Raw genomic sequence first — 13,215 nt, 5'->3', positions numbered from 1 at the left:
CCCCTTGATTTATATGAGTTAGGAGTCAAGAATTTAGAATCAGAATTCAGAATTTTTACTAGGTACTGAGTGCAGAGTAATGAGTTTTTAATTCAAAACGAAAAAATTAAAAATTAACCCTCCTGACTGCTGACTTCTGGCTCCTGACTCCTAACTATTAGTTACGCTTTGGGGAAGAGACGGGCAATATCTGAATCATCAAAAGAGCCGGATATTTCTTCCCCACCAAAAATGTCTTTATCAGCTTCACCCTTGTGAGATGTTTCGTCACCCCAAATATCATCCACTACGGCAAACCCATTCTCATTTGAGCCATTGGCTGTGGAGTTTTTACTATCTACTTCCTTGAGGTCATCAAAAGAAATATCACCAAAAGCATCCACTGCATTGACACCGTTGTGATGAAGCTCCGAATTTAAATTGTGATCTTTAGAGCCATTATGTGTGTCTGCCACATTATTTTGAGTGACATCATCTAAAGAAATTGCTCTGAGTTCATCTTGCATTTCGGTATCTGAAACCATGAGCGTTTGTTCATGGTCATCGAGCATTTCCAACTCGTGATTACCTGAACCAAAACCATTTGTCACGGAGTGCGCCAATGTTTCATCATTGGGCGAATCCATCATGATTTCTTCTGATTCTTCAAATCGACTTGACTCAGAAACTTCAGGGATGACACGATTACCGAGAGCAATATCTGGATCGAAGTGCAACTCCAGCACCTCAATTAGGGTATCAGCGTCCTGATTCAATTTAGAAAAGGGTAACATCAACTGCGCTAGTTTAGGTTCTAGCGCGTTCACTACTCCCAGGATGAGGTAAGAAGGTGGTCGCTTACCACCATCGGGCGTATAAACTGATTCCACCTCCATATGCAGCCTTAACCAGTCTTGGTTGAGCCCAAAGAATTGCAACCACTTTTGCTTGATCGATTCTGTAAAGCTGTGAAAGAAACTCATTTTATCCCCCATCCTAAACTTTAATGATTTATACAATCATCAAGTCTAATTCCTCTTTAGGATTAGGAACCTGTGGTTTACCCGGATTTAAATAAAAATCAGATAACAAAGAGAACAATTCACGATCTGGTGAGTCATTCGGGACTACACCTTCTGGACGTGCCAAAATTTGGTCGGCGATGTTGAGGTAGTAATCGCAAACGTAGCTCAAAGAGGGGTCTAGTTCTGCCATTTCAAATAAAGTCTTGCCCTTGACACGAGAAACGCGAATATCTTCAATTAAAGGCAGAACTTCTAGAACTGGCATTGGCACGGCTTCGATATACTTTTCAATCAAATCGCGCTTAGAAGTGCGATTGCCAATTAACCCAGCCAGACGTAGTGGGTGAGTTCGGGCTTTCTCCCGTACAGAAGCAGCGATGCGATTGGCAGCAAATAAGGCGTCAAAGCCGTTATCAGTAACAATTAAGCAGTAGTCAGCATAGTTAAGAGGTGCTGCAAAACCACCACAAACAACGTCACCGAGAACATCAAACAAGATTACATCATACTCATCAAAGGCGTTGAGTTCCTTAAGTAATTTCACTGTTTCGCCTACTACGTAGCCGCCACATCCAGCACCAGCGGGAGGACCACCTGCTTCCACACAATCAACTCCGCCATAGCCTTTGTAGATGACATCTTCGGGCCAGACATCTTCGTAGTGGTAGTCTTTTTCTTGCAAAGTGTCGATAATTGTCGGAATTAAGAACCCGGTGAGGGTGAAGGTGCTGTCGTGTTTGGGATCGCAACCAATTTGCAGCACTTTTTTGCCGCGCTTGGCTAGGGCGACAGAGATATTACAGCTAGTTGTGGATTTTCCGATACCACCTTTTCCATAAACTGCTAGTTTCACTTTTGTTTGCCTCTTATAGTTTCTTGTCAAACTGCGTGGCTCAAACACTTGCCTTCAACTAGCCGCTGTTGGCGATGTGTGAGGTATGTGAGTGTCATTATTGTCTAAATCACACAGAAAATAAAGGGGGTTGTCAATTATCTGAGGGATTTATATGGCAATTTTGGGTTTAAAGCAGGTTTTTTTTGACTTTTACCTATAATAAAGCTCAATTATGCAAGTAAAACTCAAAAAATAAAAATTTATAATTAGTTAACAAAAAATTAGTTACAAAAAACAAAAACTCAAAATATCCTGTAATATATGCTTTTCCATCAAAAAAACTTATTCTAAGCGGCTAATTTTAGGATTGAGAATCGGGATGAAGAGTGCGATCACTCTATGGACAATACGGCTTGGTTAACCTTGTTCATTAAAGGAGATCCCCCCAACCCCCCTTATCCAAGGGGGGCAGGCGATCGCTCATCATCTTGAGGGGGCGCAGATAATCCCCCCCGTTACAAGGGGGGCAGGGGGGATCGTAAAGTGCAAATATGAAGAGAAAGGGTTTTAGAGTAATTGCTTGAATTATGTAAAAAATTATTACATGTGGAAAAATTGGTTAAAATTCTTCAAAATACCACCAAAAGGATTTGCCCTACACGGGGGCGTTAAGAAACATCTTCTTCGATTGCGCGAATTTCCTGTAGTGTTTGCCAACCAGCTTGCCACTGGGAACCATCTTGTAATAATTTGGCATTAATCCAGAAGCGGACATTAGGGTCACAGGCAGCAACCATCTCAGCGTAAACCCACTTACCCTGGTTTTTACGATTGACAACTTGGAAGTGCCGCCAACCATCTACTTTTTGCTGCGCCGTCCATTTAGAACCAACTAGGTAAGGAAATTTCTGTTTCTTAGGCATTTGTCATTTGTCCGTTTTACCTTCCACATGCTCACAATACGACATTATATTGACGATGATTTAGATGAAGTTGTTGCTCTTTGGTATCGCATTTGGACAAATACATTCCCTACCCTGAAGCATCCGCAACCCTTTGATGAATGGAAGAAACGATTTCAAAATGATATAGCTAAGCTTGGCAGTGTTTGGGTTGCTGAAACTCAAGATCGGATAGTTGGTTTTGTAGTTCTTATGGTAGCAGAGAAAAAATTGGCGCAAATCTTTGTAGATGTTGATGCACAGCGAATGGGAGTAGGAACTGCTTTACTAAACAAAGCAAAAACAATTTGTTCTGACGGTTTATCGCTCACAACTCTTCAGCACAATCTACATGCACGCAAGTTTTATGAAAAGCATGGTTTTATTGCTGGATGTTTAGGAGTCAATTTAATTAATAAACAACCAAATATTGAGTACACATGGAATCCAGATTAACATAGTTGAATTATTTATTTGTTCACTAGCCATCTGCCCACAACCTGACTCATACCAATGGGCTGTTCAGTAAAGCCTATTTTTTTGTAAAACTCAGGAACATCATTAGTAAATAAATATACATGTTGTCCTTTTAACTTCTCTAAGAGGATTTGCATTATTGTGCGTCCAATCCCCTGACGGCGATAGTTACTAAGTGTCCAGACATCAACAACATAAGCATTGCAAATTCCATCAGACAAAACACGAGCTGTGCCAATGATTTGATTATCTATATAAGCAATACAAGTGGCATAGCTATTTTCAAAAGAATCTTTGAGTTGCTTAGGGCTTCGTCCATTGTCAAATGCATCTGCTTGTAGCGTTGCTTTCATTTCTGTCCAATCAACATTTTCCAAATTTGTCTTGTAAGTTACTTTAAGCATTACGAATAGTTTTTCTGTTTTTTTCAAACTCTCAATTGCTTATCGTATTATAAAGTAGTACAATGTTACATAAATTTAGGGACAATATTGATGGCATTATATGCTAAGGGATGGCGATCGCGTGACTTTTATTGCTGGCTATAGTAATACCGTATTACGATATTACTATAATAAATTTCCCTTCAACAGAATTTCTTTATGGCTACGAGCAAGACACCTGTATCTAGATTAACCAAGAAGTACCAAGCAACTATCCCCCAGACAGTACGAGATGTACTAGGGATTTCTCAAGGGGATTGTGTCGCCTTTGAAATCGTGCAAGGACAAGTGATATTAAAAAAAGCACGGCAAATAGATTGGGACTATCTTGATGCGGTGGCTGGAACCTTGAATGAATGGGCGTCTGAAGCTGACGAGGAAGCATATACCGTATTTGGACTTTGAAGATATTTGTCCAAAGTAAAAAAATATTCTCTTAGATAGAGACTAATTTTTGACTAAATGTGGTAGAAGTAATGATTCAAATTTGCTAAAATGTACACAGTTGGTGCAACAGGCTTTACCCCGCTAATAGCGATCGCCCAATACAACACCGCGTAGAACACCTCTTTGCAAAGGAAAAAAAACTCCATGACTGCGCACGAGGAACCAAAAGCCGCCCATTGGCTCGTTGGTGGCGGTGAGATGGGCAAGCTAATTCGCTCAATGGACTGGTCAAAGACGCCGCTAGGACCGATAGAGTCTTGGTCGCTAACTTTGCGAGTGACAGTGAATCTGTGCCTCGCCTCCAACTCTCCTATGTGCTTGATTTGGGGTTCCCAACGAGTGCAGATCTACAACGATGCCTATAGTTCCCTATGCGCGGCTAAGCATCCTGATGCAATTGGTAAAGATTATCAGGAATGTTGGTTTTTCGAGTGGTGTGCGATCGGTTCTGCTTTTGAGCAATGCCTCGCAACAGGACAGACAAGTTGTGTTGTCGATCAAATAATGTTTAAAGATCGCAACGGTTATCTTGAAGAAACCTACTTCACCTTATCCTTTAGTCCCATTCGTGACGAGATGGGCAATGCTGTCGGAGTCTTTCACCAGGTAAACGAGACGACACATCTAGTTGTTGCACAACGAGCAGCATTCATCGAAATTGAGCGCCAACGAGTAGAAGCAGCCTTGCTGGAAAGCGAAGAGCGATTCCGGCAGATGGCGGAAACTGTTGAGGATGTGTTTTGGCTATCAGATGCCAAACAGCAACGGGTACTCTACGTCAATCCTGCCTACGAGCGCGTGTGGGGACGCAGCCGCGATCGCCTCTATGCTAACTTTAATGAGTTGCTTGAAGCCATACATCCTGATGATCGCGCCCTCACAGAAGCCACTGCCTCAAGAGACAATCCCGCACCAACCTTTGACGTTCAGTATCGGGTAGTGCGTCCCGATGGATCGGTGCGTTGGGTGCATGATCGCGGTACTATAATTTTCGATGCAAACGGTCAACCTTACAGGATTGCAGGTGTTGCTCAAGATATTACCGAGCGTAAACTTGCACAAGCCGAACGCGAACAACTCTTAGCGCGAGAACAAGCTGCACGGGCAGAAGCCGAAGCTGCTAACCGAATTAAGGATGAGTTCTTAGCAGTGCTATCCCACGAACTACGTAGTCCCCTGAATCCCATTTTAGGTTGGTCAAAACTACTCCAAACCAGCAAACTTGACGAAGCCAAGACTAGACTTGCCCTTAGTGTCATTGCCCGGAATGCTAAGTTGCAGTCTGAACTGATTGAAGACTTGCTGGATGTCTCTCGGATTCTGCGGGGCAAACTCAGCTTGAATACTTGCCCGGTTGATTTGGTAGCAATAATTAACGCTGCTTCGGAAACGGTGCGACTGGCGGCAGAAGCCAAATCAATTCAAATCCTATCAATGCTTGTTCCAAATGTCTGTCAAGTTTTAGGAGATCCCACACGATTACAGCAGGTAATTTGGAATTTGCTTTCTAACGCCGTCAAGTTCTCAGATGTTGGGGGACGAGTAGAGATCCGACTAGAGCAACTTGGCTCTCAAGCACAAATTACTGTGAGCGATACTGGTATTGGTATTCATCCTGACTTTCTCCTTCATGTGTTTGACTACTTTCGTCAAGCTGATGCAGCCACAACCCGCAAATTTGGTGGACTGGGGTTAGGATTGGCAATAGTCCATCACTTAGTTGAACTACATGGCGGAACTGTGTGGGCAGAAAGTCCTGGTGAAGGTTTGGGCGCAACCTTTACCGTGAGGCTTCCACTTATGCCCATTCAACCCACCGTCAATCATAATCTGACATTTTCAGAGCCATCCCTTGATTTGAACGGTGTTCAAGTTCTGCTGGTAGACGATGATACAGATACACGCGAGTTCGTTGCTTTTTTGTTAGAGCAAACTGGGGCAAGAGCGATCGCTACAGCAACGGCAAGCAAGGCATTTGCTGCTTTCATAAGTTTCCAGCCTGATGTGATAATTAGTGACATTGGGATGCCAGACATGGACGGGTATATGTTGATTCGGCAGATCAGAACTTTGCCAAAAGATCAGGGCGGGGAAGTTCCAGCGATCGCTCTCACCGCTTATGCTGGAGATTTCAATCAACAGCTTGCTCTAGCTGCCGGATTTCAAAGGCATATAGCCAAACCCATCGAACCTAAAGAGTTAATCAAGACAATTGTAACATTATTGTCATAAATAATCAGAGTGATTTCTACGCCGCTAGAGAAGATCGCCCAGTGACAAGCGGTTTGCGGTAGCGCTCTATTAACTTATTCCATTGCAAGACGACAGTGCTTCCCTTGTTTTGTTGTTGTTTTTCCCACATTGACAAAAAGTCGAGGCAGGAGTGGTCAATGTAGGTTAGCATCTCTAGGTGGAGATGAATTTCCTTCCCTGGAGGAATCTGCTCAAGAACTTTGGCAAGTTGTGGCAGCCGAATAAATGTAGCCATCCCCTCCAAATACACGTCTGTGCGCTGGTTATTTTCATCTTGATCGATGAGGATATTAAGTTGGGAAACCTTGTAGATCAGCTTAAATACCGATAGCACAAGACCAAGCAGTACGCCAACCAGTAAGTCAGCAGTGATAATTCCGCCCAAGGTGGCAAAGTAGATAAACACAGGGATGCGCCCATATTGTTGCAGCTTCCGCAGATTCTCAACTTTCACTAGCTTATAGCCGGTGACCACCAAAATCGCCGCGAGGCTGGAAGTGGGAATCATATTCAGTAGCGAAGGCGCGGCGGCAACAAGAGCTAACAGCCACACTCCGTGAAGAATCGCTGACAGTCTAGTTTTGCCTCCTGCTTCAACGTTCACAGAACTGCGGACAATCACACCCGTCATCGGTAGCGCTCCCAACGCGCCGCAAACCATGTTACCAAAGCCTTGTGCTGCCAGTTCGCGGTCAAAATTAGTCTTTGATTCAAACTGAAGCCGATCTACCGCTGCTGCTGAGAGCAGACTTTCCGCACTGGCGATAAACGCTATACCCATCGCTTCGGTGAGCATTTGTGGCTTGAGGGCACTGATCAAGTTCTCTAGCTTTGGAATTTGAACCGTGTTGACAAGATTATCGGGTACATTGACGTACTGAACAGGCAACTTCAACGCAGTGGCGACAAGCGTTGCAATCACGACAGCAATCAAAGCACCGGGGATCAACTTTAATCTTTTTGGCTTAAACTTCTCCCAAAGGATGAGCGCGATCATAGTAATCGCCGCCACAATGCCAGCAATGTGATGGTTGCTACCTTGGTCTGGAAAGATTGCCTTATAGATTTCGCTGGGAATGGAAATGAGGTTATTGATTCCGTGAGCGCTGGGCTTGCTATCAAACATGACGTGGAATTGAGAAGCAAAGATGAGCACGCCAATGCCAGCTAGCATCCCATAGATTACTGCGGGAGATATTGCGCGGAAAACCTGTCCTAGCTTGAACACTCCTGCTAGTAACTGGAATAAACCTGCGAGGAGAAGAACAGGTCCTAGCATTTCAATACCATACTGCTGAACCAGTTCCCAGACTATCACAGCCAGCCCAGCCGCAGGTCCACTTACTTGCAATGGAGCGCCAGCAACAGTGCCAACAATAATTCCGCCAACTATTCCTGTGATTATCCCCAAGGATGGAGGAACCCCTGATGCGATCGCAATTCCCATACATAGTGGCAGAGCGACAAGAAACACAACAAAAGATGCCACTAGATCGTTGACTATGGACTGTTTTGGTTTTATATATCTGATTTTCATTTTCTTGAACATTCAATTATTCAGCATTTGCACCCCTGATAATGCTTCGGCATCACGGCTGTGGCTATGGATATTTGACTCCCCACCTGACTATCAGCCACCCCTATTACCCTCATAGAAGAGGGTTAATAGTTATCTTCATAAATCTTTATGGATTTAATATGAATATTTGATGAGAAAAATTTCATGTTCGTAACCGATAGCCCATGCCTCTGACGGTTTCAATGTAGTTGTGACCTAGCTTCTTGCGCAGATAACCCACGCAGACATCAACGACGTTGGAGCCGGGATCGTAGTCGTAGCCCCAAACTTGACTCAGTAGCTGTTCTCGACTCATCACTTGTCCGGGATGACGCACAAAAGTTTCAGCTAGCGTAAATTCTCTTGCGGATAACTGAACCGGGCGATCGCCAACCCTAACTTGACGTGTAAGCAAGTCAATGATAATATTGCCCGCTCTGAGAACAAATTCTTCCTGTCGTTTGGGCAAGCGATTGTCGCGCAACCGCACCCGTACCCGCGCCAGCAGTTCTTCAAACCGAAAGGGCTTTGTTACGTAGTCGTTAGCTCCACCCTCGAGTCCAGCGACTTTATCACTCACCTCGTCACGAGCGCTGAGGATAATAATAGGTAGCTGTTCGCCTTGACCGCGTAATTCTTCCAACACCATCCAACCATCTTTACCAGGAAGACCGATGTCTAGGATGAGGAGGTCAAAATCCCCACTTTGAGCCATACTCAACGCTTCATCACCGTCTTTGGCAACTGCGGTAATGAACCCCGACGCCCGTAACCCTTTTTCCAAAAAAGCAGCTATGCGCGGCTCATCTTCGGCAATCAAAATTCGCTCAGTCAAACATAACCTCCTGCGGTGGATCTATTGGAATAACAATAGTGAATGTAGAACCCTCACCCAGGTTGCTTTTTAATTCAACCCGACCACCGTGAGCAGAAGCGATCGCTTGTACGATCGACAATCCCAAACCAGCACCCTCAGAACGACGGCGACTATGATGCCCACGAGCAAAGCGCTCGAAGATCCGCTCTCTGTCGGCAAGGGCAATGCCAACGCCTGTGTCACGCACCCAGAAAAAAGCCAAACCATTCATCAGCACTGAACCAAGGGCAATGACATCCCCATCACTTGTGTGCTGAGCAGCATTCTGAGCCAAGTTCATCATTGCCTGAGTCAGTCGCTGACGGTCAGCTACAATCCTCCCCACACCCTTGTTTTCCAAACGCCAGTCTCGAAACGCCAGGGCTAGGGCTTTGGTGTAAAGTTCCTCAGTCAGCGAGCTAACATCCACAGTTTGTAAATTTAAAAAATTGGGTTGCTCTGCCTTTGCCAATAATAGTAGGTCATCGACAAAGCGACTCATTCGATCCAACTCATCAGTCACTAACTCCAATGTTTCACGTCGCTCTTGGGGATCATCCCCCAGCAGTTCTAAATGACCTCGAATAATTGTGATCGGTGTCCTGAGTTCATGACTTGCATCGTTGATGAAGTTTCGTTGACTGGCGAAGGCAGTCTGGAGACGATCTAACATCTCGTTGAAGGTGATAGTGAGTTCAGCAATTTGGTCTACTCCCTGCACGGGAATGCGTCGAGATAGGTCAGACTCGCTAATCGAGTGGGCTGTTTCAATAAGTAAGCGCAGAGGAGCTAATAACCGTCCCGCTACTACCCAGGCAAGCACCGATGCTACGGCTAGAACAGCTATTGTCACCTGGATAGTGACGACAACCGCCCGGTTTACCTGCTGATGAGCGTTACTAGTCAAGTAAGCGATCACAAACACACCGTGCGTTTTCCCTTTTTTTACTGGCTCTGCCTGATAGTAAATACTATTAGTCGAAGTTAATTTCTTCAAGCCTCGCTGGGGTTGGGTAAGTTTCTCCCAGTGTTTAACCAAATCCGAATTCGGCTGTAGAGTAGCCGGGAGGGCTTGAGGACTCGATTTGTAAAATTTCCCATTCAACAGTGTAATGAAAAACCCATCGTCATGGGGTATGTTGCGAGACAAAAATAAATCAAATATGGCAGCGACATCATCCCTCAAAGGTTTAGTTCTAGTCTGGTTCGTGCCCTGTGTCAATCGTCTAAACTGCTTTACCTCCTGGGTAAGAAAGTTTTCCACCTGCTCTTCTAGTCGGGCAAGGAGAACTTGACGGATTGCTAGAATAGATACCAACGTGGAGCAAGCCATCAGCACGATGTACAAAGCTAGGATGCGCGTGCGAACGCCAAAGAAAATTCTGCGCCATCCTGGAAGTCTTTTTTTCTTTGTCACTTGAGCATTTTGAGCGCTGCTCGTGTCCAAGATTTTTAAATCCATGACTCCATTAAGATGGTTAACTCTCTATGTTCGGCAGTTGTCATAAGTGACACCCTTACCAGGGTACCACCACAAGTTGTAACAAAGAAGAGAAAACACACCGTAATACAAGCTCATAAATACCTGAACACCACCGGACGGTAACACCACATTATAAATACGTAATCACCGATCTAGCCACTTGCCCCCCTATTCTTAAAATAACGATATAGAACAAATTTTTCTTCTCTTTGCGCACTTCGCGCCTAACCTACGGCAACGATTTCGTCGAACGCGGTTTGTTCCTCACAAAGCCTATGCAACCAACCAACCCCAACCAATTTACAGAAAAAGCCTGGGAAGCGATCGCCCACACCCCTGATATTGCCAAACAATATCAACAACAGCAGATCGAAAGTGAACACCTGATGAAAGCGCTATTAGATCTTGAAGGACTAGCCAGCAGTATCTTCACCAAAGCAGGTATTACTCTACAAAAACTACGCGATCGCACTGAACAATTCATTCAACGTCAGCCCAAAGTATCCGGTAGTAGCAGTTCCGTATACTTAGGACGCAGCTTAGATACCCTCTTAGATCGTGCAGATGGGTATCGCAAAGAACTTCAAGACGAATACATTTCCATTGAACACTTATTACTTGCTTACGCCAAAGACGATCGCTTTGGTAAAGGTTTATTCCAAGAATTTGGATTAAACGAAAACAAGCTAAAAAATATTATTAAACAAATTAGAGGGAGCCAAAAAGTGACCGACCAAAATCCAGAAGGCAAATACGAAGCACTGGAAAAATATGGGCGTGACCTCACAGAAGCTGCCCGTCAAGGTAAACTTGACCCAGTGATTGGACGCGACGATGAAATTCGCCGCACGGTTCAAATTCTTTCGCGCCGCACTAAGAATAATCCCGTACTGATTGGTGAACCGGGTGTAGGTAAAACAGCAATTGTCGAAGGACTAGCACAGCGTATTGTCGCTGGCGATGTACCCCAATCTCTTAAAGACCGTAAGCTGATAGCCTTAGATATGGGTGCTTTAATTGCGGGGGCAAAATTCCGGGGTGAATTTGAAGAACGTCTCAAAGCAGTATTAAAAGAAGTAACCGAGTCCGGTGGCAATATAATTCTCTTTATAGATGAAATTCATACCGTCGTAGGCGCGGGTGCGACTCAAGGCGCAATGGATGCTAGCAACCTGCTCAAACCCATGTTGGCGCGGGGTGAATTGCGTTGTATTGGTGCGACAACTCTAGATGAATACCGCAAATATATTGAAAAAGACGCGGCTTTGGAAAGACGCTTCCAGCAGGTTTATGTAGATCAACCTTCTGTAGAAGATACCATTTCCATTCTGCGCGGGTTGAAAGAGCGGTATGAAGTACACCACGGGGTGAGAATTTCTGATAGTTCTTTAGTTGCAGCAGCAACATTATCAAGTCGCTATATTAGCGATCGCTTTCTCCCAGACAAAGCGATTGACTTGGTTGATGAAGCTGCGGCTAGGTTGAAAATGGAGATTACCTCCAAACCCGAAGAACTTGATGAAATCGATCGCAAGATTCTTCAATTAGAAATGGAGAAGCTGTCTTTGCAAAAAGAAAGCGATGCAGCATCTCGTGAGCGTCTAGAAAGAATTGAAAAAGAACTTGCGGATCTCAAAGAAGAACAAAGGGCGTTAAATGCCCAATGGGAGTCGGAAAAAGACATCATTACCAAAATACAATCTATCAAAGAAGAAATAGACCGCATTAACTTAGAAATTCAACAAGCAGAACGCGATTACGATCTCAACCGTGCTGCCGAGTTGAAATACGGTAAGTTAACCGATTTGCACCGCCAATTAGAAGCAGCAGAAACTGAATTGGCACAAAATCAACGCAGTGGCAAAACTCTACTGCGCGAAGAAGTGACAGAAGCTGACATTGCGGAAGTAATCTCGAAGTGGACGGGAATACCCATCAGCAAGTTGGTAGAATCTGAGAAAGAAAAACTGCTGCACTTAGAAGATGAACTGCATCACCGCGTGGTTGGACAAGATGAGGCGGTAACAGCAGTTGCGGATGCGATTCAGCGATCGCGTGCAGGTTTAGCCGATCCTAATCGTCCCATTGCTAGCTTTATTTTCCTTGGTCCGACGGGTGTGGGTAAAACGGAACTGGCGAAAGCTTTGGCGTCGTACATGTTTGACACTGAAGACGCCCTGGTACGAATTGATATGTCTGAGTATATGGAGAAACACGCAGTTTCTCGCTTAATCGGTGCGCCTCCTGGTTACGTGGGTTACGAAGAAGGTGGGCAACTTACCGAAGCAATCCGTCGTCGTCCCTATGCGGTGATTTTGTTCGACGAGATTGAAAAAGCACACCCAGATGTATTCAACATCTTCCTGCAAATTCTTGATGATGGTCGCGTAACTGATGCCCAAGGTCGTACAGTGGACTTCAAGAACACGATTATTATTATGACTAGCAACATCGGTTCGCAGTATATCTTGGATGTTGCCGGAGATGACTCACGCTACGATGAGATGCGTCATCGGGTGATGGAGGCGATGCGCAATAGCTTCCGTCCAGAGTTCCTCAACCGCGTTGATGAAACCATCATCTTCCATACCTTACAGCGTTCGGAATTGCGTTCAATTGTGCAGTTGCAGGTAAATAGACTGGCTTTACGATTGAGCGATCGCAAGATGTCTCTCAAACTTTCCAGCGCTGCTCTTGACTTTTTAGCTGAGGTGGGATATGATCCAGTATTCGGAGCGCGTCCACTGAAGCGAGCAATTCAGCGCGAGTTAGAAACTCAGATTGCCAAAGCCATCTTGCGCGGTGAATTCAACGACGGCGACACCATTTATGTTGATGTGCAAAATGAGCGCCTTGCCTTTACTCGCTTACCAGCCGAGTTGTTGACAACCTAATCTTGAAACCCGGTTTCTGGCAGA

At 44.8% G+C, this 13,215-nt stretch carries 11 protein-coding genes; 4 read left to right on the top strand and 7 right to left on the bottom strand.

The window, feature by feature from the left end; translation table 11 throughout:
• Positions 1-161: 161 nt before the first annotated feature.
• From ICL16_RS32160 to ICL16_RS32150, 3 genes are all read right to left on the bottom strand, one after another.
• Positions 162-962 (bottom strand): DUF5331 domain-containing protein, encoded by an 801-nt coding sequence (locus tag ICL16_RS32160; RefSeq protein ID WP_190835655.1) that lies wholly within the window; start codon positions 960-962, stop codon positions 162-164.
• Between the two features lie 28 nt (positions 963-990).
• Positions 991-1,857, bottom strand: coding sequence for a ferredoxin:protochlorophyllide reductase (ATP-dependent) iron-sulfur ATP-binding protein (gene bchL / locus ICL16_RS32155; RefSeq protein WP_337907168.1), 867 nt, complete (start codon positions 1,855-1,857; stop codon positions 991-993).
• 650 nt (positions 1,858-2,507) lie between these two features.
• Positions 2,508-2,762 (bottom strand): TIGR02450 family Trp-rich protein, encoded by a 255-nt coding sequence (locus ICL16_RS32150; protein ID WP_190835653.1) that lies wholly within the window; start codon positions 2,760-2,762, stop codon positions 2,508-2,510.
• A 27-nt stretch (positions 2,763-2,789) separates the two neighbouring features.
• On the opposite strand from ICL16_RS32150, the gene ICL16_RS32145 reads away from it, so the two are divergent.
• On the top strand, positions 2,790-3,236 hold the full coding sequence (locus ICL16_RS32145) for a GNAT family N-acetyltransferase (RefSeq protein WP_190835652.1): 447 nt from the start codon (positions 2,790-2,792) through the stop codon (positions 3,234-3,236).
• 14 nt (positions 3,237-3,250) lie between these two features.
• On the opposite strand, the gene ICL16_RS32140 is transcribed toward ICL16_RS32145, so the two are convergent.
• Positions 3,251-3,688, bottom strand: a complete 438-nt coding sequence (locus ICL16_RS32140) for a GNAT family N-acetyltransferase (protein WP_238361050.1) — start codon at positions 3,686-3,688, stop codon at positions 3,251-3,253.
• Between the two features lie 171 nt (positions 3,689-3,859).
• Between ICL16_RS32140 and ICL16_RS32135 the strand changes: the two genes are divergently transcribed.
• Both ICL16_RS32135 and ICL16_RS32130 read left to right on the top strand, forming a co-directional pair.
• On the top strand, positions 3,860-4,105 hold the full coding sequence (locus tag ICL16_RS32135; protein ID WP_190835651.1) for an AbrB/MazE/SpoVT family DNA-binding domain-containing protein: 246 nt from the start codon (positions 3,860-3,862) through the stop codon (positions 4,103-4,105).
• 186 nt (positions 4,106-4,291) lie between these two features.
• Positions 4,292-6,379: an ATP-binding response regulator gene (locus ICL16_RS32130; RefSeq protein ID WP_190835650.1), complete on the top strand. Its 2,088-nt coding sequence runs from the start codon at positions 4,292-4,294 to the stop codon at positions 6,377-6,379.
• Positions 6,380-6,395: 16 nt separating this feature from the next.
• Here ICL16_RS32130 and ICL16_RS32125 read toward each other — a convergent pair whose 3' ends face one another.
• The 3 genes from ICL16_RS32125 to ICL16_RS32115 all read right to left on the bottom strand — a co-directional run bounded on the left by ICL16_RS32125 (position 6,396) and on the right by ICL16_RS32115 (position 10,276).
• Complete coding sequence (locus ICL16_RS32125) at positions 6,396-7,937, bottom strand: SulP family inorganic anion transporter (RefSeq protein ID WP_190835649.1); 1,542 nt, start codon at positions 7,935-7,937, stop codon at positions 6,396-6,398.
• 184 nt (positions 7,938-8,121) lie between these two features.
• Complete coding sequence (locus ICL16_RS32120) at positions 8,122-8,793, bottom strand: response regulator transcription factor (RefSeq protein ID WP_190835648.1); 672 nt, start codon at positions 8,791-8,793, stop codon at positions 8,122-8,124.
• A complete protein-coding gene (locus ICL16_RS32115; RefSeq protein ID WP_238361049.1) occupies positions 8,786-10,276 on the bottom strand; it encodes a sensor histidine kinase in 1,491 nt (496 codons plus the stop codon). The genes ICL16_RS32120 and ICL16_RS32115 overlap by 8 nt, the downstream gene beginning before the upstream one ends.
• Before the next feature lie 296 nt (positions 10,277-10,572).
• Between ICL16_RS32115 and clpB the strand changes: the two genes are divergently transcribed.
• On the top strand, positions 10,573-13,191 hold the full coding sequence (clpB, locus tag ICL16_RS32110; RefSeq protein ID WP_190835647.1) for an ATP-dependent chaperone ClpB: 2,619 nt from the start codon (positions 10,573-10,575) through the stop codon (positions 13,189-13,191).
• Positions 13,192-13,215 lie beyond the last annotated feature (24 nt).

The sequence above is a fragment of the Iningainema tapete BLCC-T55 genome, from assembly GCF_014698965.1.
In the GTDB taxonomy this organism is placed as follows: Bacteria; Cyanobacteriota; Cyanobacteriia; order Cyanobacteriales; family Nostocaceae; genus Iningainema; species Iningainema tapete.
Note: the sequence above shows the minus strand (reverse complement) of the source record. Positions and strands in the feature narration are given on the sequence as shown.

Excerpts from the sequence above, each read along its gene's own strand:
- ICL16_RS32160 (WP_190835655.1), bottom strand. The coding sequence starts at position 962 with ATGAGTTTCTTTCACAGCTTTACAGAATCGATCAAGCAAAAGTGGTTG.
- ICL16_RS32150 (WP_190835653.1), bottom strand. The coding sequence starts at position 2,762 with ATGCCTAAGAAACAGAAATTTCCTTACCTAGTTGGTTCTAAATGGACG.
- ICL16_RS32145 (WP_190835652.1), top strand. The coding sequence starts at position 2,790 with ATGCTCACAATACGACATTATATTGACGATGATTTAGATGAAGTTGTT.
- ICL16_RS32135 (WP_190835651.1), top strand. The coding sequence starts at position 3,860 with ATGGCTACGAGCAAGACACCTGTATCTAGATTAACCAAGAAGTACCAA.
- ICL16_RS32130 (WP_190835650.1), top strand. The coding sequence starts at position 4,292 with ATGACTGCGCACGAGGAACCAAAAGCCGCCCATTGGCTCGTTGGTGGC.
- ICL16_RS32125 (WP_190835649.1), bottom strand. The coding sequence starts at position 7,937 with ATGAAAATCAGATATATAAAACCAAAACAGTCCATAGTCAACGATCTA.
- ICL16_RS32115 (WP_238361049.1), bottom strand. The coding sequence starts at position 10,276 with ATGGATTTAAAAATCTTGGACACGAGCAGCGCTCAAAATGCTCAAGTG.
- clpB (WP_190835647.1), top strand. The coding sequence starts at position 10,573 with ATGCAACCAACCAACCCCAACCAATTTACAGAAAAAGCCTGGGAAGCG.